The sequence below is a fragment of the Flavobacterium tructae genome (assembly GCF_001853485.1).
GTDB lineage: Bacteria > Bacteroidota > Bacteroidia > Flavobacteriales > Flavobacteriaceae > Flavobacterium > Flavobacterium tructae.
Map to the genome: position 1 here is coordinate 259,608 of NZ_MIKE01000026.1, position 22,347 is coordinate 281,954.

A 22,347-nucleotide genomic window follows, 5' to 3' on the forward strand; every position below is an offset into this window, starting at 1 on the left:
AATGAAAATATATAGCAGTATCATTTTTGTTTTTCTATACCTGGTTTCCTGCCAGAGCGACAAAAAAGAATCACAAAGTAAAAAAGTACTAACACCTGAAAACAGTATTCAATTAAGCGATGCACAGATCAAAAATGCAAAATTGGTTGTTGGTTATCCCGAAGAAAGAACAGTAAAAGGAATATTACAGCTTCAGGGGACCGTAACGGTGCCTCCAAAGAGTGTGGTTACAGTAAGTATTCCTCTAGGAGGTTACATCAAAAAAACGGATTTAATGGCAGGTATGCATGTTAGAAAGGGACAAGTATTGGCGGTAGTTGAGGACATGCAATACATACAATTGCAACAGGATTATCTTACCGCGAAAGAAAAATTTCAGTTGGCCCAAAGTGAGTTTAACCGACAAAAGGAACTTAATGCCAAGAAAGCAAGTAGTGATAAGCTGTTTGAACAGACCGCAACTGAGATGCAAACACAACACATTTATATGTCATCGTTAGCCCAAAAGCTGGGGTTGTTAGGGATTAATGTCAAAAAACTCACCGCTTCAACGATAAGCAAAACGGTTGTGATTCGTTCACCAATAAATGGGTTGGTGGCTAAGATTAACGTGAATGTGGGAAAATACATTTCAGCGACCGACATGCTTTTTGAGCTGATTGAAATGAGTGACATTGTCCTGACGATGAATGTTTTTGAAAAAGACATACAGCAACTTTCGGTAGGGCAAACCGTTACGGCTTTTACCAATGCGAATCCGTCTAAAAAGTACAAAGCAAAAATTGCTTATATCAATCAAAGTCTTAATGATGATCGCGCGGCAGAGGTGATTTGTAAAGTGAATCAGTATGAAAGTTCATTGATACCTGGACTTTTTATTAATGCTGAGGCAGAATTTAATAATGAAAAAGCCATCACGGTTCCGGAAGATGCCGTGGTACGATGGCAGGGTAAATTTTTTGTTTTTTCGGTAAGTACAAACGGAATCTATAAGATGGTTCCGGTAGAAACCGGATCTTCCGCTAACGGATACCTACAGATAAAGTCACCAATTATAGATCAATCTTCGAAAATTGTAATCAAAAATGCTTATACACTTTTAATGAGCTTTATGAATAAAGGAGATCAGTAACACAAAGGGCAGCTTAAAAAAAGCTGCCTTTTGTATTCGTTTTGTTTTAAGTAATACACAATTGATTATTACGTTCCTGTATTTGATTTTACGCATCATATTCAAACGATCAGTCGTAAAAAAAAGAACATTTTATCTCAAATTATTTTTATATTTATACAAGTTTACCACTAGCTGCAATGAAAACTTCCAAATTTCCAATACCGGTCAACGAATCAGAGCGTTTAGCTGCTCTAAAACGTTACAATATACTTGACACACTTCCTGATCATGCTTTTGATGATGCAACCAAATTAGTATCCTATATCTGTGATGTACCAATAGCTCATATTTCCTTTATAGACGAGAGCAGACAATGGTTTAAATCTGAAATTGGAATCGGCGTTTCTGAGGTGCCTCGCGAAATTTCTTTTTGTCAGTACACTATTTTAGAATCTAAAATGGTTGAAATAAATGATACTTTTTTAAATGAGAGATTTAAAGACGATGCTAATGTTACGGGTGGTTTTAAAGTTCGATTTTATGCCGGTATACCGCTGACAACGCCGGATGGTTATAATATTGGAACGTTATGCGCCATTGATCATGTTACAAAAGAACTGAATGAAGATCAGCGAAATGCACTCAGAATTGTAGCAAAACATGTAATCAGCCAGCTGGAATTGGGAACAAAGAATATTGAGCTTGACAAACAGAAGAAGATTGCGGAGAAAGCCGTTCTGGCAAAAGACAGCTTTTTGGCTAATATGAGTCACGAAATCAGAACGCCTTTGAACGGTATTATTGGTTTTACGGATCTTCTTGCACAGACCAAACTCGACACTGTTCAGCGGGACTATATCAACAGCGTGCAGATAGCAGGAGAAAATCTGCTTTTAATTGTCAATGATATTCTGGATTTGTCTAAAATGGAATCCGGTAATCTGACAATAGAAGCCATGCCTTTCAATTTAAAAAGCACTTTAAAGCATATTTATAATTTACTTAAAATAAAGGCTTCTAAAGATGTGGAATTCAATCTTTTTCTGGATGCTGATATGCCGGAAATTGTTATTGGAGACGAAGGAAGATTAAATCAGATATTGGTTAATTTAATAGGCAATGCACTTAAGTTTACTCAGGAAGGAGAAGTGACGGTCTCGGTAAAAGTGATGGAACAAACAGAGGATTATTACTCGCTTAAATTTTCCATTAAAGATACAGGTATCGGAATTCCTCCCGAGAAACTGAAAACTATTTTTGAACGTTTTACTCAGGCAGAGGACAGTACCACAAGAAGATTTGGAGGGACTGGTTTAGGACTTAATATCGTAAAACAATTAATTGAATTACAAGGTGCTGAAATTAATGTAAAAAGTCAGGAAAACAGAGGATCGGAATTTTTCTTTGTTATTAATTACAAAAAAGCAGATTATATTCAGGAAACTGACGAGAAAATATCAGGAGAAAGTTTGGGGAAACTAAAAATATTGCTTTGCGAAGACAATGTTTTAAACCAGAAACTGGCCAAAAGTGTCATCTATAATTTTGGTTTTGAATTGGAAATAGCAGAAAACGGAGAAGAAGGCATCGAGCTTTTATCGAAAAATGAATACGATTTGGTATTGATGGATCTTCAAATGCCGGTTAAAGACGGATATCAGACTACTGATTATATTCGAAATGAAATGAATTCGAGTATTCCGATTATTGCCATGACCGCACATTCGCTCGTAGGCGAACAAGAACGTTGTTATAATGTAGGGATGGATGGTTATGTACCGAAACCGTTCAAACAGCCGGTACTTTTAGAAGCCATAAGAGCAGTAATGACTCCGGAGTATAAAGTAACGCGCAAGAGAAAAGTAAATTTATCTCTTATTGATGAGATGGCATGTGGTGATTTAAATTTCAGACAGGACATGATCAATCTTTTTATCGAAAAAATACCAAATGAAGAAGTTTTGCTTCAGGAAGCATTTAAAAATAATGATTTTCTAAAAGTAAAAAACCTGACCCATAACATGAGATCCAGTTTAGACTTATTTATGTTGGATGATCTCAGTAATTGTTTAGCTGTAATCGAAGAAGAAGCCAGGACTGAAAAATTTACAAACGACGCAGCAGATAAGGTAAATATTTTTCATTGTGGCATAATTGAAGTAATTAAATATTTAAAAGAACTATGATAAAAGCGAAATATCACGTAGCTTTACAGTAGTTTTTAATTTTAGAATATAGAATTATCAATTCCCCCCCAAAGACAAATTTTGAACCTATGAGAATAGTTTTAGCTGAAGATAATGATATCCTACGCAAATCATTATCATTTTTCTTAGAGTCGAAAGGATATAACGTTGACCAGTTTTCTGATGGTAAAGACGCACTCGGAGCTATTAAAAGCAATAGCTATGATCTGATCCTTACAGACATAAATATGCCCGGCATAAGCGGAATGGAAATTACGCAGTATGTGAGGCAAACTCTTAATTTAGATATTCCGGTAATTATACTTACTTCTTCAGGGGTTGAGCAAACAGAGCTTGATTCTTTTAACATCGGAGCAAACGAGTTTATTGCAAAACCTATAAGCCCTGCCGTACTTTTGGTAAGAATTAATAAATTACTAAATGTACGTGCTTAATGAGATGGGTATACTATCTGGCTGCCCTGTTGTTTGTCTCGATTACTGCTGTGGGACAGGAAATGAATATCGATGAAACTCTGACAAGTGCAAGGAGCGAAGCAGAGCAGGGTCGTTATGATAAAGCGCTATCACTAATTGATCCTTTGCTTAAAACATATCCTGAAAATGAAGATATAAAAACTTTCTCAGGACGTATTTACAGCTGGAAAAAAGAGTATAAAACAGCGATACAAAGATTGTCCCCAATGGCAGACAGGGGCAACCCAAATCCGGATGCTCTGCTAGCCATTATAAATGTGTATTACTGGACAGAAGATTTTGAGAAATGCATATCCTATTGCGATCGTTATCTGGCAGTTGATGCTACGAATGTTGACGTCTTAAAAATAAAAGTGACCTGTCTTGAAAAACTGGACAGAGACAAAGAAGCACTGGAGATTATCGAAAAAGCATCCGTAAACGAAAATAGTACTCAGGCCTTTAAAGCGCTACGTACACTTATTGATCGTAAGACTAAAAATGCAGTTTCGGTTTCTTATTTAAACATTTCGACTTCAAACCCGGGGCAGGCGCCATTGCATTACGGTTATGTTGAGTATACACGTAAATTCAGTAAATCAGCTCTTGTAGGACGTGCTAATATGGGGCATATCGGGAACGATACTCAGGCATTGTTTGAAGCAGATTATTATCAGACTTTTGCCAAAAAAGATTATCTGTATGTAAATGCAGGAGTTTCGACAGGAGAAACTATATTTCCGGTGGCAAAATTTGGTGCCGAATATTATTTCAGACCGCAAAAAAGATTCGACTATGCTTTGGGAGGGAGATACATGCATTTTGAAACCGATGATGTGACATTGCTTACCGGACAAATTTCTTATAAAACCGGAGCAAACACAATTGCTTACAGACCTTATTATGATACAGGAAATACGTTATTCTCTCATGTTTTAAGTTTTCAGCATACTAATGAAGAAAAAGAACGTGTCATAAGATTCGAAGTTCAATACGGAAATGTGCCATATTTATATTTGTACAGCGATTTTGTACAGCCTTTAAAAGCATATAGGGGAGGAGTGCAATATCAGCACCGTTTGGGCAATTCATTTTTTGTACGCCCAATTTTTTTGTATGAATATGAAGAATATCTGCCAAACGAATACAGAAACAGGTTTAACGCTCAGATAATTATCACGAAACGATTTTAAGATGACTGATCTATGGGAATTTTATAAAAGAGGGACATGGGTTGAACCATTTTTAACCTTTTCAATAGGCCTTTTTGTATTGGCCTCGTTATTCTTTTACCTTTTAATTATTCAAAGCCGTAATAGAAAAATTAAAGAAGAAAGACGTAGAGAAAGATATGATGCATTTATTGATAAACTGTTGTTTTCTGTCGTTTTTGAAGATATTTCTTTTTCTGATGTCTTGAAGAATAATGATTATACGTTAATGGCTGAAAATAAGTTTTTCAGAGAAGTTATTACAGAATCTCTTATCAATCTTCATAAAAACTACCAGGGTGTTTATGCACAAAAGCTCGAACAGTTTTATCAAGATTCAGGACTTATAAATGATTCTTTGAAAAAACTGAAAAGTTTAAAATGGGATGTCAGAGGTAAGGGAATCACAGAACTGGCAGAAATGAATGTTTATGACGCTTTTGATACCCTAATAACATTCTCAAATGCCCGTAATAAAGTACTGCAGATTACAGCTATAAACGCCTGTATTAAACTGGCGGGAACAAAAGGTATTGTACACCTTACAGAACATACCAACCCTATTGACGACTGGACTCAGGTGAATATTATTCATGCCTTCAAAAAACATGATATCGGAGATACAAAAGGTATCGAACTTTTATTGGAATCGCAAAATACTACAGTGGTTACACTTGGTTTAAAACTTATTAAAGAACTTAAACTGACACAAAAGCTAATTTTTGTAGAACAATTAGCAGAAAGAACTTCAAATACATCAGTGAAACATGGAGCTCAGCATGTAGTGTTGGCATTAACCGTTTAAAAATCGCAGCTAATGACTTTTTTTAATCAAGAAATAGCATTTTTTGTCCATACTTATTTAATTCTGATATTGGCTTATGCGATATTGATTATGTCGTCTTATCTTATATTGGCCTATCTCTCCGCAAAGGAATTAAGAGATTATTTAAAAAGAAACAGTTTTATAGATTATGATGTACTCTTAACGAGTGGATTGGCTCCTAAACTTTCTTTAATTGCTCCTGCATACAATGAAGGTTTTACTATTGAAGAAAATGTAAAATCACTACTTTCCTTAAATTATAATCAGTATGAGGTAATTGTGGTGAATGACGGAAGTAAAGACAATTCGATGGAGTTGTTAATTCATACTTACGATCTTGTTCTTACAGAGCTTTTTTTTCATCAACAGATTGAAACAAAGAAAGTCAGAGGACTTTATACTTCCAGAAATGCAGCTTTTAAAAAGCTGATTGTTGTGGATAAGGAAAATGGAGGCAAAGCTGATGCGCTTAATGCCGGACTGAATATTGCACAAAATCCATATGTAGTTTGTATTGATGTGGATTGTATTCTCGACAAAGATTCGCTTCTTAAACTGGCAAAACCATTTTTAGAGTCCAACGAACAGCGTATTATTGCAACGGGCGGCGTCGTTCGGATTGCAAATCAGTGTATTATTAAAAACGGACGTTTGATTGAAGTGAATGTTCCGGATGTTATGTTGTCCAGAATACAGGTTTTAGAGTATTTAAGAGCTTTTCTCTTAGGAAGAATGGCTTGGGGAAGATTAGACGGTTTGCTGCTTATCAGCGGGGCTTTTGGTGCTTTTGATAAAGAAATTGCTTTACTGTCGGGAGGTTACAGTACCAAAACTGTAGGGGAAGACATGGAACTGGTCGTAAGAATGCGCCGTTATATGCTCGAAAACAAATTGCCGTATTCCGTGCGATACATTCCTGACCCGCTTTGCTGGACAGAAGCTCCGGAAGATTTCAAAATATTTAAAAAACAACGCAGCCGCTGGATGAGAGGAACAATTGAAACCTTAAGTTTTCATAAAAAAATGTTCTTAAATCCTAAATATAAATTGCTGGGAATGCTAAGTATTCCATACTGGACTTTGTTTGAATTTTTAGCTCCCGGTATTGAATTTACAGGTCTTGTTATTACTATTATATTTTTTGCATTTGGACTGCTCAATTGGCATTTTTTCTTTTTACTGTTATTATTTGTGTATGCCTTTGCCATTTTCTTTTCGGTTATTGCTTTGTACAGCGAAGAAAGAACTTATCATAAATACCCAAAACAAACCGATTTTTTCAAACTTTTGATGGCTGCTTTTATCGAACCTTTTTATTTTCATCCTTTAGCGGTTTACGCTGCTTTGATTGGTTACAAAGAAAAAATTTTAGGTACAAAAGGCTGGGGAGAAATGACCCGAAAAGGTTTTACAAAAAAAGAATAAAAAATAGAGTATATTCTTCTTGATCTGATGCTTAATGATTATTGGAATTATTTGCTTTTGCCCCTTCAGGGTAATGCGTGAGATTAACTTATTTCGTAGTGTGATACACTACGCTAATTTTTTTTAGACTTTCAGCCTATTTTTATGAGGATTTGAAAAATATCATTGAAAATTCGTAACCTTTCTCTGAAAGAGCACTAGCAATAACATAGTGCGGAGCGCTATGAATAAAAAACAAGATCTTATAAGCCCTGTAAGGGTGTAAAGCCTAATCTCAATTTATAAAATACTACAAAAAGGCAAAATTTGGATCGCTTAAATTTATGACCATTAGATTTGTCTTCGTAATGAAGTTCAGGTTCTTAAAAAAATCCCCCAGTTCCATAGGGATTGAAACTGGGGGATAATAAAAAAATAAAACACAATCTTTAGAACGTATACCTCACTCCAAATTGTCCCTGGAATCTTGAGGCTAACTGATCTACAGTATAAGGTGATGTCGAAGGTTTCTGGAAGGTATAAGTTGGATCGCCAGTAGCAACTCCGCCTAAGTTTCCTGATTTTGTTAACCCAAGATTTGCTGTTGAATTGTAGGTGTTCGGAACAAAGTAACTTCTTCCCCAATCTTTATTAATCAGGTTTCCGACATTTGCTATGCTGAATGAAAGCTGTAAAGTACCTGCTTTAGCAATTTTGATTTCATCCATTAGTTTCAAATCAGCTTGTATGTTCCATGGTGTAGTGGCGCCGTTTCTTTCTGTGAAGCTTCCTCTTCTGCTTTTCAAATAATCATTTCCATTAATAAAAGCTTCGTAATCTGCTACTTGCTGTGCTGCTGTAGCCGATGGAACTCCTGCTGCATTTACACCTATGTATTTCGCTGCTTCTGCTGCATCTTTGAAGATATAAGCCAATCCTGCTGCCTGACCCGTTCCTGCAATAGTGGAGTTTACAAATCCCCATGAAAACGGATTTCCGGATTGAGCATTGAAATATACATTTGCGGAGAACGTATTGTTATCGGCCACTTTTACTGCATATCCAACATTAGAAACAATTCTGTGCTTGATGTTGAAGTTGGATGTTGCTAACTGAGGATTATTTGGTGTTAACGACTGATTCATCTGGAAATTACTTTCCATCGAGTTACGAATTCCGTTAGTAATATCTTTAGAATTTCCGTAGGTATAAGCCACCATAAAGTTAAGACCAAAATCATACGTTTTTGAGATCATCTCCGTAATACTGTATCGGTATCCTTTGTTGGTGTTTGATAATAAATAAGCATTTGAAAAAGCAGGATTTATATTGGCTGCATAAATAGGCATCTGATGATTGGTATCATAAGAAAAATAAGTCGGGTTATCAGTCTTATTCACTTGTTGAAATTCGAGATCACGAATTACTTTGGTATAAATACCTTCAGTAGTAAATTTATAACCGTTGATGATTTTATCGATGGCAAGTGAGTTTCTCAACACTGCCGGCATTTTAAATTTGTTGTCCACTAAATCGGCCTGTACTTTTGGCGTTGCATCGTGATATCCGTTTAAACCGTTTGCAGCCAAAGGATCTCCAGCCGTAGCAACCTGTGCCGGAGTAAGGTTGTTTTTGTCATAACTTCCGTAACCTACACCATCATTGTAGTAAGCGTATCCCAGCCATGCAAATGGAATTCTTCCCGTAAATACCCCGGATCCGCCGCGAATAACAAGTGTTTTGTCTTCGTCTACATTGTACGTAAATCCAATTCTTGGAGAAACTAATGCTGTACTGAAAAAGTTGTTTTTAATCTGGCTTAACGGAGTGTAGGAGTAAGTGTTACCGTAATTTGGATCCGCCGGAGAGTTTTGTACTTGCGGGCTTAATTTTGGTTTATTAGGCAAGTCTGTGTAGTCTATTCTCACACCTGGAGTAACTTTAAGTTTGTTGCCAATTCTAATTTCATCCTGGACATAAACACTGTAAAGATTTACTTTGAACTGTGCATAAGGATTGTTAAAGATTTGGTCTCTTGAAGAACCGTCGAAAGGATAGGTTCCGCGAACACGGGTAGGAAGTTTGTTGTAGAAATCTGCCAGAGATTTGTAGGATACTCTTCCATTAAGAGCATTTACGAATCCGTAATTGATGTCGTAGAATTCATTGTGTGTACCGAACAATAAGGTATGGTTTCCGGTTTTGTAGGTAAGGTTATCTGTGATTTCGGCAGTATTTTGTTTCATGTTGAATACTGTTGCTTCACGATCATTCCCTAAAAAGATGGTTCCGCCGTTATATCCAATTTCGGTTTGCGGAAACATGATATTACCTGATTTTGGATCGCGATAATCTTTGATAGCCGAGTAACTTGCAATGAATGAGTTAGACCACTGGCTGTTAAAATGACTTTTAAGTTCTAAAACGGTACTGATAGATTGGTTTTTTTGCGTGAAATCCATGCTGGAGAATCTGAAATTTGCCGCATCACGCTCTAAGTTGGAAGCTTGCGAGATCACGGTATTGTTTCGCAACGATAACGAATGTTTTTCGTTAATTTTCCAGTCTAATTTGTTGAAGAATTTTTGGCTTTTTGCAAAGTTGTTGTACCCACCGAAAGTTCCGGTATCAAATCCGTAGTTTGTTTTTACGAAGTCTGATATTTGCTGTGCGGTAGTATTGTCTACCAATGAAGTCAGTTTTCCGTTAGAATCGGTTTGTCCTGCATTGTAAAATATAGGATCAGTTCTTTCGGCATATTCCATATTCGTAAAGAAGAACAATTTATCTTTTACGATCGGTAAACCTAATCGGAATCCAATTTGATAATCACCAAAAGAATTTGGCATTTTAGAACCGTCGCCGGCATTGTTACGGCCTGTAATAGCTGCGTTTCTTCCGTAACTGTAAATCGATCCCGTAACATTGTTGGTACCACTTCTGGTAACAGCATTAACGCTTCCTCCTAAAAAGTTACCTAATTTAATATCGTAAGGAGCAATATAAACCTGAATATCCTGTATAGCGTCAAGACTTATAGAGTTTGAACGTGTACTGCTTCCGGGCATTCCTGAAGTTCCTGATTGTCCCCCTAAAGACGGGCTAAAACCGATCGCATCATTGTTGATCGAACCATCGATCGTGACGTTGTTGTATCTGAAATTGGTACCGGCAAAAGAGTTGTTGGAGCTTTGGGGAACTAATTTTGTCACATCCTGAATCCCGCGATTGATTAACGGAAGACCATTGACCTGTTTTTCATTAATATTCGTTCCGTTATTTTTAGAAGAGGGTTTAGAACTTGTAATCACAACTTCTTCCAGTACATTGTTGTCTGCTTTGCCAACCACTATCACCGGCAGGTCATTATCGCCAAGTGCTAAGTGTATTTGTGCATTAGAGTAGTCTTTAGTAGCAGAACTTTTAATTTCTAATTCGTAAGGTCCGCCGGCATTTAAATTTTCGAAACTAAATCTACCTTGTTTGTCAGTTACAGCTTTGTACACTGCATTAGTAGGTAAATGAGTTAAAGTAACATCTGCACCCGTTAGCGGGCTTGTACCATCATTAACTTTTGCAGATAATGAAGAGGTGGTAATCTGAGCAAAAATGTTTCCCATAACAAGGAGCATTACAGCCGAAAAAATGAGTTTTAGTTTTGTCATTGATTTTTTAGTTTTTATTTGACAAAGAAACTCAGTTTGCTCCGATCGGATTTAATGCTTTTGTTAACTTAAAATGATAAAAATAGTTAGTGTTAATTTAAAATTATCAAGCTGTTAGGTTTGTAGAATCTTTGAGGTCTTTAAAATCAACGATTTGTGTAAATTGTTAAAAACAAACGGATTAGAGTTGTATTTAAAGTAGATTAGAGAAAGATTAGAGTGTTAAGTAAAGGTTACCAACTGCAAAAACAGACCGGATTAAGGCTTACTAAAACAACAGAAAACAAATCAAATTATGGAAAAATTAAGGTGACAGAAGTACCTTTTCCAACTTCAGAATCTACTCTAACATGAATATGATGCAGTTTGAGTATCTGCATGGTAATGAAGAGACCTAAACCTTGTCCCTGTATGTGGCGGGTATGGTCGCTTCTGAAAAAAAGATCAAAAATAGATTCTTTGTCCTGTTCTGAAATCCCGGAACCCTGATCTGTAATTTGTATTAAAAGTTTATTGTGCTCAGAGAAAGTTAAAACATTTACCGGTTTTGGAGATGAAAACTTGATAGCATTGTCTAAAATATTGTAAAGGGCTATAAAAAGCATATGTTTATTGGCATGAACCGAAAGTAAATTTTCGCGATCGGCCAAAGCGCTTAGATCTACCGATACTTTAGATTCGGGGTATTCAATTGCTTTTTTCTCCAATACATTCCATAGTATTTCATCAATTCTTATGGTTTCCATTTGCTGAGGTTCAGACAGCTGAAGTCCCGATAGTACCAGAAGACCATCTAAGGTTGATTTTAAATGCAGGGTGTCTTTTTTAAGAGATTTTAAAATTTCTTCATATTGCTCGTTGGTTCTGGGTTGTTGCAGGGATACGTCAATATCACCTATGATGATGGTCAAGGGAGTTTTGAGCTCGTGTGAGGCGTTTTTTAGAAAATTTTTCTGCGTCATCACACCGGTTTCAAGCCTTTCTAAGAGATAATTGAAAGTAGTTACAAGTTCTTTAATTTCATCTTTCTCCTGAGCTTGCTGCACTTCTAATCTCGAATGCAGATTTTCGGTGGTGATGGTATTTACTTTTGCAATGACTTCTTTAAAAGGACGGAAGGTTTGTTTGGCTAAAAATGTCCCCAAAAGATAGTTTAGAGGAATACCTGCCAGATAAAAAAGGATAAACATTAAACCCAGAATCTCAAGCTGTCGGTTACCCGTGTGATTGATACCAGAGACTACGATTATAAAATCGCCCTGATTGTCTTTGTAAAATAAACCTACAAACTGCCTGTTTTTTATGGTAAATGATTCTATTTTGTTTTTTACAATAGTATTCAGTTCATGGTCGCTAAGCTCAATATCAATTGAATCTTTTAAGTATAATTTTTTGGTTTTGGCATCGTAAACCCGAATGGATTCATTGTTGATTCGGTGGTACTGAACTTCAATCTGATGATAACGTTCGTTTGTAAATTCTTTTATTTCATCTTTCTTAAAATAAAATAAAGCAGCAGTCAGGGCATGATCTTCAAGATTATCATAATAAAGATCTTTCATATGGCTTCTGAAAAGCAGGAATGATCCGGTCATGAGTAATCCGACGATAAAAGCAAAAAGCAGGGTCGAATTTACCGCTAATTTATTTTTAAGATTCATAACGCTTTAGGTCTGTTTTTAATACATTAGGAACATCATTCACAATAAACTGCATAGCAATTTTTTTTCTCGCAGATTTAGCAGATTTTTAATCTTTAATCTTTATTCTTTACTCTTTGTTCTATTTTCTCACCTCTTTACTCTTTTCAACCCTTCTGCTTCAACATATACCCGGTTCCTTTTATCGTATGAATAAGTGGAGTAGGAAAGTTCTTGTCGATTTTATTTCGCAGATAATTAATATACACGTCAACGGTATTGGAGGTGCTGTCAAAATCAATGTTCCAGACCGCTTGTGCAATGGAAACTCTTGATAAGGCAGTTTCGCGATTTTTCATAAAGAAAATCAGGAGTTTGAGTTCTCTTGACGAAAGGTTGAGCTCTTTGCCGTCTCTTGTGGCACTTTGTTCTTTCATATTGATTTCGATTCCGGCATAGGACTGAAAATCGAGAATTCCGGTACTGAATTCGGCACGACGAAGCTGTGCATTAATTCGGGCCAAAAGTTCTTCAAACAAAAAGGGTTTGGCGAGATAATCGTCGGCTCCGGATTGTAAACCTTTTACTTTTTCCTGTGGTGTATCGAGTGCACTTAAAATAAGTATGGGCACTATAATTTTTCTGCTTCGTAGAACTTCGCAAACTTCAAAGCCGGTAATGTCCGGAAGCATGATATCAAGAATAATGATATTGTACTCGTTTTCCATGACCTCTTTGATGGCTTCAAAACCTTTGGCAATGGTTTTAACTTCATACAAATGTTCTTCTAATCCTCTTGTGATAAATGATGCCACTCTGGGATCGTCTTCAACTAATAACACTCTGTTCATATTCGAAGTATAATTGAGGGTGTAATACCTCTTAAGTAATAAAGTAATTGTTATGATGCGTTACCGGATTTATTTTTTTATCGTTTAATTCTAATAAGGTGTTCTCGATCATTTCAGACATTGCATCAAGGGCAAGATCGTTAGGCTGCACACCAAATGGATTTTCGAGTTCGTCTGCAATGGCTTCCAACGCTACAAAAGTATAGGCAATAAAAACAATGATAAACGGTGTAATCCAGCCCATAGTTTCGACAAAACCAAAAGACAATAAAAAGCAATAAATATAAACCGTTCTGTGTAATAATACACTGTAGGTATAGGGGATAGGTGTACCGGCAATTCGCTCACAACCGCCAACAATATCAGACAGTTTATTTAGATTTTCTTCAAAAGCCAGTTGTGTAACACTGTCTATTTTATTTTCAGTTTTGGCGTCTTTTACCCAAAGTCCTAATTCTCTTAAGAGAAGTATTGGTTTATAGCGAGTTTCTTTTAATTGGCCGGCGAACTCTTTGGGGAGTAATCGACTCATATCGGCATCAGAATTGGTTTCCCGAAGCTGATGTTTGAGACTGTATACAAATGCAATAAGCAGATTAGTGAATTTTTCGCGTTTGGCATCGTATTCTTTGTCTGGGACAAGAGTGATGCTTTGTCGGGCAAGAGATCGGGTATCGTTGAGTAATGCACCCCAAAGTTTTCGTCCTTCCCAAAAACGATCGTAACTCACACTGTTTCTGAAACCGAGGAAAATGGCCAGCGCAATTCCAAACAATGTAAAAATAGCAGGATTGATGTGTAGATTATACTGAAGGAGCCAGGGTTTAAAATAAACGACAATAAAGGAAAACAGCAGTAATAATAAAAGTCTAGGGAGAAGCTGTGGCAAAACGGAACCTCGCCATTCAAAGAGCATTTTAAACCAGGTATTCTTTTTCTTTATAATCATTGACGCTGATTAGATTTAATACCATAAAAGTAATTAAAAGTGCGCCCTCAAACAAAAAATGATAGAAATATATAAGGATCAAACGAGATGTATAGATTGGAGTTTGATCTTTCGCCCTTACAGGGCTTTGATAGATGGTTTATTTATTCCATAGTGCGTTGCACTATGTTGGTGCTTTGGCTCTTTCAGAGCTAATACAAGAGAGTAATTCTGCCTTGTTTAAGGTAAACCAATTCTAAAATAAATGTAATAATATATTAAAAGTGCGTACTTTCGACCGCACTTTAATTTTTGAAATTACTTTTCTTTGCTAAATGTTGTTATTGAAAAAATCAGCTTTGGGAAAAAGATTCAGGTTACAATATTCATTTACGTAATGGCTGTCTCTTAAGCATGTGTTTAATAATAGTATTAATTAATAACTATGAGAGCAAGGAAAGAAAAACAAGATTGGAAAATTGCTTCCGAAATTGAATTGATTTATAAGAATAAAGTAAGAGTTTCGGAACGACCTTATCTTTCATCCTCTAAAACAGCTTATGAACTAGCTTTGAAAGTTTGGGACATGGGGAAAATTGAGTTCTTTGAACAATGTAAAGTTTTTTTGCTCAATCGTTCAAATAAGGTACTAGGGGTTTACGAAGTATCTTCGGGGGGTACATCGGGAATTTCGGTAGATCTTAAATTATTGTTTGCTTCAGTAATTAAGGCAAATGCATCTGCTTTTATTATGATTCATAATCATCCTTCGGGTAAAACGCTGCCTTCAATTGCTGATCGATTATTTACAAAAAAAGTTAACGAAGCAGCTGCTCTTTTAGATATTAAATTGGTTGATCATTTAATTGTTACTTTGGAAGGTTATTATTCTTTTGCGGATAACGGTAATTTTTTTGAAGATGGTTTTTAATCCATAAAAAAAAAAGCCGATTTCCCCCAAGAAACCGACTTTTTTAATTTTTCCCGAGCGGGAAAAGTAGTTATTTAATATTTTTTATTTGATAATTAACGTAAAGCAAATCTCAGTTTAAGTCCGTAAGAAACTAGTCTGACATTGTGTACGGATGGAGAATCTAATACGCTGTTGTATTGCAGCTGTACAGGAAGATCGGGATTGTACTGTACCAGACTTTTGTCTCCATTTTTATTGTAGATGTTATTTAGACCATAATCGATGTAAGCACCAAGATAGAATGAAGTTCTGTTTCCAATCTTTTGTTTTACACCTGTTTCAAAAGTAGCAGAATAGGACACTTTAGTATCTAAATCCTGTTCGCTTGTTTTTACATCATTAGTACTTGCAAAACCGGCAAACGCAGGGTTAAATAGTTCTACATTGTATTGCGGATAGTAACCGCTTGTAGTAAGGTTTTGAAAGGTACTCTGATAACATCCTTTAATCGCAAATCCTACTTTGGCACCCGCAGCAACATACAATTGGGTAGTTCCCTTAGTTTCAAATTGAATTGCGATTGGAACATTTATGTAACTCAGGCTTTGTTCTTCTCTGAAGTTAGTGGCTTTGTATCTAAACTGAAAGGTTTCATTTTCGGCATCTTTAGTAACATATTGGCCACTAAAAGAAGCGTACTTTGCATCAGAATTGTAGGATTGGTACTCAGCTCCAATTCCAATGCTTAAGCCTTCGTTTAAATAATAGGAGTATCTGATTCCTGCACTAATTCCGTTTCCGGGTACGATCGTACCACCGCCACTGTACTTTAGAAAGGAGCCGGGTCCTGCGACGGAGATCGATATTTCCTGTTTTTTGTCCTGACTATAGCCCTGGAGGCAAATCGCTAAAAACGCCGTAACTGTAGCTATAGATTTTATAGAGGTACTGATATATTTTTTCATCTTAAAGTTGTATTAGCCAGTACCATTTTGAAGTGGTACTGGCATGATTTTGATTATTTTACAATTACTTTGAATGACTTTTTGATATTGCCTGACTCAATAACTACAAGAACCATATTACTTTCAGTACTTGGAGGTAATTGTACCTGTGTTTGAGCAGTAGATGATTTCATTGTTGTAAGTAGTTTACCTGTAACAGAGTAAAGACTTATTTGCATGTTTTCTAAATCACCTTCTGGTAAATCAGCATCTACAGTAAGCATTTTTCCTGTTTCAACCGGATTTGGATACAATTTAACCTCAAGTGATTTCTGTGTCTTAATTTTAGAAGGACATGTTTGCAGCACTTTACCATCTTTAGTAGTCATTTTCACGCTATAGTCGGCTGTTAAATCCAATGTATTGGATTGAGCCTCACCTGCTGAAAAGTATTGATTAGTTCCAATTACTTGTCCGTTTTTAAACCATTGGTACGCAACAAACTCGTAACCTCCATTCGTTTGAGGGTTATTGTTTACGATAAGTACATTATTGAATTTTTGGTGTACAATATCATAGAATCCAAATGGTTTTTCTACAGTTATAGCATAAGTAGCGCTAGCACTTCCGTCTTGAGAAGTAATTGTTACATTTTGCGTATAAATTCCAGGTTTAGGTGTATTAATCGTAAAATTAGCTGCAGGAGTAAAGGTTGCATTGGTTGTATTGGTCAATGCCACATTTACATTGTTCTCACCACATGCCATCAGGTAATTAATAGTTTTAGCCGGATTTGGATAAACTTTAGTACCAACGGTAATTTGAGTAACGGTGATGTCATTGTTTTTGATCACCAAAAGCTGTGAAACATCCGGAGCAGGTAAGTAATTCGCATCACCAGCCTGAGCAGCAACAATTGTTATTTCTCCTGATCTTAGCATAGTAACTAAACCGGTTGTTGGAGCAACAGTAGCAGCAGGCAAAGCTGTGGTGTAAGTGTAGGTATAATTTACTGCTAAACCAGAATTGGCAGTAGCCCCCAGATTGAAAGTATTTGATCCTCCAAGTGTTTTGATTCCCAATATTGGAAAAGTAATTAGCTGTGCCGCTTTTTGAATAGTAAGCTGTGCAGTAAGCGTAATTGGAGAACAATTAGGTTCGCTTGCTGAAGGAGTTACTACCGCAGTTACCGTATACGTACCCGCATTTGTAGCTGAATTTCCTGTAGATCCGGGTGCTATTGTATAAGTAACCGTAGCTCCTGCAGGTAAATTAGCAACCTGTATTGCTTGTGGGTTTTTGTTGTAGGTTACTGTAGCATTGCTAAAAGTTACTGCTTGAATAGACGAAGGAAGAACTGTAATAGTCTGATTTTGTGTGCTTGTGTTTCCACTAGCATCAGTATACGTCCAGGTTATTGTATAGGTTCCCGGTGTATTATAAGTTAAAGGATTCGTTGTGGTTGCAGTAATATTTCCACTACAATTATCCGTTGCAGTTGGAACCGGAATCTGAGCCGATAAAACAGCACAAGCGCCTGTAATTACCGGAAGAGTGGCCACATTTGGTACTGGTGGTGTTACATCAGGAGTAGTGGTTAAAGTTACTGATAGTGGTGCAGTACAACCATTAGCATCTGTAACTGTCAGGGTATAGGTTCCCGCTGTTAATCCGCTGATGTCTTTAGTTGTTGCTCCATTTGACCACAAGTAAGTGTATGGAGTTGTACCGCCAGTTATAGTAGTAGTAATCGCTCCATTACTTGCTCCATTGCAGGAAATGTTTGTTTGAGTTGCAATAGCAGCAGACAATATAGCTGGTTGGTTGATAACAATATTAGCAGTTTTGGTACATCCATTTCCGTCAGTAACTACTACTGAATAATTTCCTGATGGCAAACCACTTGCAGTTGCTGAATTTCCTCCGGTTGGAGACCAAACGTAAGTATAGCTTCCTGTTCCACCTGTTACATTAACAGTAGCCGAACCATTGCTTCCTCCGTTACAACTAACATTTGTTCCTGTAATTGTAGTTGCGATTGCAGCTGGCTCTAAGATGTTATAAACTTGAGTTTTAGTACAACCACTACCATCTGTAATGGTTAAAGTGTATGTTCCTGCAGCAAGTCCGGTTGCTGTTGCTGCCGTACCTCCCGATGGAGACCATGAATAGGTATAGCTTCCGCCTCCACCACTTACTGTTGCTGAGGCCTGTCCGTTTTGTCCTCCGTTACAACTCACATTAGTTTGTGTAGGGACAACTGTTATAGCAGTTGGCTGAAATACAGTAACATTATTTACTGTTTTTGTACAAGAGTTAGCATCTGTAATGACAACATTATAGTTTCCGGCAACAAGACCAGTTATGGTTTGCGTAGTTGCTCCATTAGACCATAAATAGGTATAATTAGCTGTACCTCCGGTTGGAGTAACCGTTGCAGTACCGTCAGCTTGTCCAAAACAAGAAACTACTGTTGTAGTTGCAGTTCCGTTAAGAGCAGCAGGTTGACTAATAGCAATATTATTTACGGTTTTAGAACATCCGTTAGCATCAGTAATGGTAACACTATAAGTTCCCGCTGGAAGTCCCGTTGCTGTTGCAGCTGTACCTCCTGTAGGAGCCCATGAATAGGTGTAACCAGCTGTACCTCCGGTTGCTGTTACTGTTGCAGTACCATTAACACCTCCGAAACAAGAAACAGCAGTTGTAGTTGCAGTCCCGTCAAGAGCTGCAGCCGGTTGTCCAACAACAATATTACTTATTGTTTTTGAACAAGCGTTAGCATCTGTAATGGTCACGCTATAAGTTCCCGCTGGAAGTCCTGTTGCTGTTGCAGCTGTACCTCCTGTTGGTGCCCATGAATAAGTGTATCCTGCAGTACCTCCTGATGGAGTTACGGTTGCCGTACCATTAGTTCCTCCGAAACAAGAAACGGCGGTTGTAGTAGCAGTTCCGTCAAGAGCAGCGGCAGGCTGTCCTACTACAATATTATTGATAGTTTTTGAACATGAGTTCGCATCTGTAATGGTAACACTGTAAGTACCTGCTATAAGTCCGTTTATGGATTGAGTTGTTGATCCGTTAGACCATGCATAAGTATATCCTGCAGTTCCTCCGTTAGGAGTTACTGTTGCGGTACCGTTGGCTCCTCCAAAACAAGAAACGGCAGTTGTAGCTATCGTTCCGTCTAGAGCTGCAGCAGGTTGTCCAACAACAATATTGCTTATTGTTTTTGCACAGGCGTTAGCGTCTGTAATAGTAACACTATAAGTTCCTGCGATAAGTCCGGTAATAGAAGCTGTTGTAGCTCCTGTAGACCATAAATAAGTATATCCGGCAGTACCTCCTGATGCTGTTATGGTAGCCGTACCGTTAGCTCCTCCAAAACAAGAAACAGCTGTTGTACTTGGGGTTCCGTCAAGAGCAGTAGCTGGTTGACCTACGACAATACCCGTTATCGTTCTGGTACATCCGGTAGCATCTGTAATGGTAACACTATAGTTTCCTGCGGTAAGTCCGGTTGCAGTGGCTGCCGTACCTCCTGTTGGAGACCATGAATAGGTATAGGCAGGAGTACCTCCGGTCGCAGTAACGGTTGCTGTACCGTTAGCTCCTCCAAAACAAGAAGCAGCGGTTGTGGTGGTAGTTCCGTCAAGAACGTTTGATGGCTGTCCCACAACAATACCTGTTACTATTTTTGTACAGGCATTAGCATCTGTAATAGTAACACTATAAGTTCCGGCAGCAAGTCCTGTAGCCGTTGCTGCTGTACCTCCTGAAGGTGACCAAGAGTACGTATAAGCCGGAGTACCTCCTGATGGTGTAACTGTTGCTGTACCATTGGTTCCTCCGAAACAAGAAACGGCTGTGGTAGTAGCAGTTCCGTCAAGAGCTGCAGCAGGCTGTCCCACAACAATACCTGTTACTATTTTTGTACAGGCATTAGCATCTGTAATCGTAACACTATAAGTTCCTGCTGTAAGTCCTGTTATAGTTTGCGTTGTAGCTCCGTTAGACCATGAATAGGTATATCCCGGAACACCTCCTGATGGTGTAACTGTTGCTGTACCGTTAGCTCCTCCAAAACAAGAAACGGCTGTTGTAGATATTGCTCCATTAATAGCTGTAGCAGTTCCTATCGTAATATTATTGATCGTACGCATACAAGAATTAGCATCAGTAATGGTAACACTATAAGTTCCTGCTGTAAGTCCTGATGCAGTTGCTGCGGTACCTCCCGATGGAGACCAAGAGTAAGTATAACCCGGAGTTCCTCCAAAAGCACTTACGGTTGCAGAACCGGTAGCTGCTCCAGAGCAAGAAACTGAAGTTGTACTTATAGATCCATTAAGTGATGCGGCCGGTTGTGCGACAACAATACCGGTAATGGTTTTAGAACATGCGTTATTATCAGTAATCGTTACACTGTAAGTTCCAGCCTGAAGCCCTGAAGCAGTTGCTGCAGTTCCTCCTGATGGGGACCATGAATACGTATAACCTGGAGTTCCTCCTGATGCAACAACAGTAGCTGTACCATTTGATCCTCCAAAACAAGAAACTGCTGTGGTGGAAGTCGTTCCATCAAGAACAGCTGCTGGTTGTCCGACAACAATACCCGTTATCGTTTTTGCACATGCGTTAGCGTCTGTAATAGTAACACTATAAGTTCCGGCAGTAAGTCCCGTAGCCGTTGCGGCTGTACCTCCTGATGGAGACCATGAATAGGTGTATGCAGGTGTACCTCCACTTGGAGTTACTGTTGCGGTACCGTTACTACCTCCAAAACAAGAAGCGGCTGTGGTGGTGGCGGTTCCGTCAAGAGCGGTTGCTGGCTGACCTATAACAATGTTGTTTATGGTTCTAGGGCATCCATTGGCATCTGTAATGGTGACGCTGTATGTTCCGGCTACACGGCCTGTTATAGTTTGCGTTGTAGCTCCGGTAGACCATAAGTAGGTGTATCCCGGTGTACCACCAGTTGGAGTTATTGTTGCTGTACCGTTACTGCCTCCAAAACAAGAAACAGCCGTTGTCGTAGGCAGTCCATTTAGTGCTGTTGGTTGCGTTATAGAGAAGTTTCTGGTAATTTGTGTCAATTCAGCATCGGTAATTGTAACAGTGTATGCATTTGCAGACAGTCCGGTTGCCGATGATCCGGTACCTCCTGAAGGAGACCATGAGTAAGTATAGGGAGTAACTCCTCCAATTACAGTAACACTGGCAGCTCCGGTAGTTCCTCCGTTACAAGCCACATCTGTTTTTGAGGTAGAAGAAGTGGCCAAAGCAGCCGCTGTAACAAATGTTGATTCGGCACCATAAGCTGTCCCGGCAGTATTTTTTGCATAAGCTCTGTAATGAATAGTAGAACCGGGAGTAAGGCCTGTTACGGTATTACTAAAAATTCCAGTTCCAGTTCCGATTTGAAATTTATTATTTGCGATAGTTGGGCTTGCTGTTGTTGCCCAAACGATTCCTCTTTCTACATTGGCATCTCCGCCATCTGCAGTTACATTTCCTCCAATGATTGCTTTCGTTGAACCCACATTCGTAGCGGTTGTAGTAGTTACGGTTGCTAAACTTACGCCATCAACCCAAACAAAATTATCAACTGCAAAATAATCGTAATTGGCGCTTAGCTGAATTTCAAGTTGGTCAATGTTGATATTGGTAAAATTAGAAACTCCGTCTGTTGCGAAGTTAACAGGGATAAAACCATTTCCGGGTAAGGCAGTACCAATATTTGCTCCTGTAGTGTTTTTTACAATAGAGAATTGTGTTACACCGCCAAGTTTTCCGGTTAAAGTAACCGAACCCGGAGCACCATTAGAGGTACTATTAGGAGTCTGACCGGAAGTACCGGTAAGGTAAATCCATAAACTGTTCATTTTAAAGCTTCCTGAGGCAGCGGTAATGAATCCGGTTTGCCCTAAACTTTGTGATGCGTTACCATCTGAGACCTGTATGTAGTTGTTAGAACCGTTATAACCATAACCAGGCGAAGTAACCACCTGAAAAGAAACATAAGTATTGGTTAGGTTAAAAGTTTTACCATTGCTGGTAAAGCTAGGTTGGTTAATTGTCTGAGCTTCGAAGGTCTCTACTGTTTGTGCAGTCAATTGCTGCAGCGTAAAAAACAGTAGAATGAGTAATAAGTAGAGTTTTTTCATAATTAACTGATATTAGATTTAT

13 protein-coding genes are annotated in these 22,347 nt (G+C 38.0%); 7 read left to right on the top strand and 6 right to left on the bottom strand.

Going from position 1 to position 22,347, the window contains the following annotated elements:
* Position 1 precedes the first annotated feature (1 nt).
* From BHE19_RS18670 to BHE19_RS18695, 6 genes are all read left to right on the top strand, one after another.
* On the top strand, positions 2-1,132 hold the full coding sequence (locus BHE19_RS18670) for an efflux RND transporter periplasmic adaptor subunit (protein WP_070908340.1): 1,131 nt from the start codon (positions 2-4) through the stop codon (positions 1,130-1,132).
* A gap of 179 nt (positions 1,133-1,311) precedes the next feature.
* Positions 1,312-3,300, top strand: a complete 1,989-nt coding sequence (locus tag BHE19_RS18675) for a GAF domain-containing hybrid sensor histidine kinase/response regulator (protein WP_070908341.1) — start codon at positions 1,312-1,314, stop codon at positions 3,298-3,300.
* Positions 3,301-3,389: 89 nt separating this feature from the next.
* Positions 3,390-3,755 (top strand): response regulator transcription factor, encoded by a 366-nt coding sequence (locus tag BHE19_RS18680; RefSeq protein ID WP_070908342.1) that lies wholly within the window; start codon positions 3,390-3,392, stop codon positions 3,753-3,755.
* Positions 3,755-4,969, top strand: a complete 1,215-nt coding sequence (locus BHE19_RS18685) for a YaiO family outer membrane beta-barrel protein (protein WP_070908343.1) — start codon at positions 3,755-3,757, stop codon at positions 4,967-4,969. The genes BHE19_RS18680 and BHE19_RS18685 overlap by 1 nt, the downstream gene beginning before the upstream one ends.
* A gap of 1 nt (position 4,970) precedes the next feature.
* Complete coding sequence (locus BHE19_RS18690; RefSeq protein ID WP_070908344.1) at positions 4,971-5,792, top strand: hypothetical protein; 822 nt, start codon at positions 4,971-4,973, stop codon at positions 5,790-5,792.
* Positions 5,793-5,804: 12 nt separating this feature from the next.
* Entirely contained in the window at positions 5,805-7,238 is a 1,434-nt protein-coding gene (locus BHE19_RS18695; protein WP_070908345.1) for a glycosyltransferase family 2 protein, read from the top strand.
* 428 nt (positions 7,239-7,666) lie between these two features.
* Here BHE19_RS18695 and BHE19_RS18700 read toward each other — a convergent pair whose 3' ends face one another.
* The 4 genes from BHE19_RS18700 to BHE19_RS18715 form a co-directional block, all read right to left on the bottom strand.
* Entirely contained in the window at positions 7,667-10,882 is a 3,216-nt protein-coding gene (locus BHE19_RS18700) for a TonB-dependent receptor (RefSeq protein WP_070908346.1), read from the bottom strand.
* Between the two features lie 293 nt (positions 10,883-11,175).
* The gene (locus BHE19_RS18705) at positions 11,176-12,543 is read right to left on the bottom strand and encodes a HAMP domain-containing sensor histidine kinase (protein WP_233431398.1); all 1,368 of its coding nucleotides are present in this window, start codon (positions 12,541-12,543) and stop codon (positions 11,176-11,178) included.
* Positions 12,544-12,689: 146 nt separating this feature from the next.
* A complete protein-coding gene (locus BHE19_RS18710; protein WP_070908347.1) occupies positions 12,690-13,373 on the bottom strand; it encodes a response regulator transcription factor in 684 nt (227 codons plus the stop codon).
* Between the two features lie 31 nt (positions 13,374-13,404).
* Entirely contained in the window at positions 13,405-14,322 is a 918-nt protein-coding gene (locus BHE19_RS18715; RefSeq protein ID WP_070908348.1) for a bestrophin family protein, read from the bottom strand.
* Positions 14,323-14,746: 424 nt separating this feature from the next.
* On the opposite strand from BHE19_RS18715, the gene BHE19_RS18720 reads away from it, so the two are divergent.
* Positions 14,747-15,232 (top strand): JAB domain-containing protein, encoded by a 486-nt coding sequence (locus BHE19_RS18720; RefSeq protein ID WP_070908349.1) that lies wholly within the window; start codon positions 14,747-14,749, stop codon positions 15,230-15,232.
* Between the two features lie 95 nt (positions 15,233-15,327).
* Here BHE19_RS18720 and BHE19_RS18725 read toward each other — a convergent pair whose 3' ends face one another.
* Both BHE19_RS18725 and BHE19_RS22655 read right to left on the bottom strand, forming a co-directional pair.
* A complete protein-coding gene (locus BHE19_RS18725) occupies positions 15,328-16,179 on the bottom strand; it encodes an outer membrane beta-barrel protein (RefSeq protein WP_070908350.1) in 852 nt (283 codons plus the stop codon).
* Positions 16,180-16,232: 53 nt separating this feature from the next.
* Positions 16,233-22,325: an HYR-like domain-containing protein gene (locus tag BHE19_RS22655; RefSeq protein ID WP_089059930.1), complete on the bottom strand. Its 6,093-nt coding sequence runs from the start codon at positions 22,323-22,325 to the stop codon at positions 16,233-16,235.
* Between the last annotated feature and the right edge of the window lie 22 nt (positions 22,326-22,347).

Excerpts from the sequence above, each read along its gene's own strand:
- BHE19_RS18680 (WP_070908342.1), top strand. The coding sequence starts at position 3,390 with ATGAGAATAGTTTTAGCTGAAGATAATGATATCCTACGCAAATCATTA.
- BHE19_RS18725 (WP_070908350.1), bottom strand. The coding sequence starts at position 16,179 with ATGAAAAAATATATCAGTACCTCTATAAAATCTATAGCTACAGTTACG.
- BHE19_RS18670 (WP_070908340.1), top strand. The coding sequence starts at position 2 with ATGAAAATATATAGCAGTATCATTTTTGTTTTTCTATACCTGGTTTCC.
- BHE19_RS22655 (WP_089059930.1), bottom strand. The coding sequence starts at position 22,325 with ATGAAAAAACTCTACTTATTACTCATTCTACTGTTTTTTACGCTGCAG.
- BHE19_RS18685 (WP_070908343.1), top strand. The coding sequence starts at position 3,755 with ATGAGATGGGTATACTATCTGGCTGCCCTGTTGTTTGTCTCGATTACT.
- BHE19_RS18675 (WP_070908341.1), top strand. The coding sequence starts at position 1,312 with ATGAAAACTTCCAAATTTCCAATACCGGTCAACGAATCAGAGCGTTTA.
- BHE19_RS18720 (WP_070908349.1), top strand. The coding sequence starts at position 14,747 with ATGAGAGCAAGGAAAGAAAAACAAGATTGGAAAATTGCTTCCGAAATT.
- BHE19_RS18705 (WP_233431398.1), bottom strand. The coding sequence starts at position 12,543 with ATGAATCTTAAAAATAAATTAGCGGTAAATTCGACCCTGCTTTTTGCT.
- BHE19_RS18710 (WP_070908347.1), bottom strand. The coding sequence starts at position 13,373 with ATGAACAGAGTGTTATTAGTTGAAGACGATCCCAGAGTGGCATCATTT.
- BHE19_RS18695 (WP_070908345.1), top strand. The coding sequence starts at position 5,805 with ATGACTTTTTTTAATCAAGAAATAGCATTTTTTGTCCATACTTATTTA.
- BHE19_RS18690 (WP_070908344.1), top strand. The coding sequence starts at position 4,971 with ATGACTGATCTATGGGAATTTTATAAAAGAGGGACATGGGTTGAACCA.
- BHE19_RS18715 (WP_070908348.1), bottom strand. The coding sequence starts at position 14,322 with ATGATTATAAAGAAAAAGAATACCTGGTTTAAAATGCTCTTTGAATGG.
- BHE19_RS18700 (WP_070908346.1), bottom strand. The coding sequence starts at position 10,882 with ATGACAAAACTAAAACTCATTTTTTCGGCTGTAATGCTCCTTGTTATG.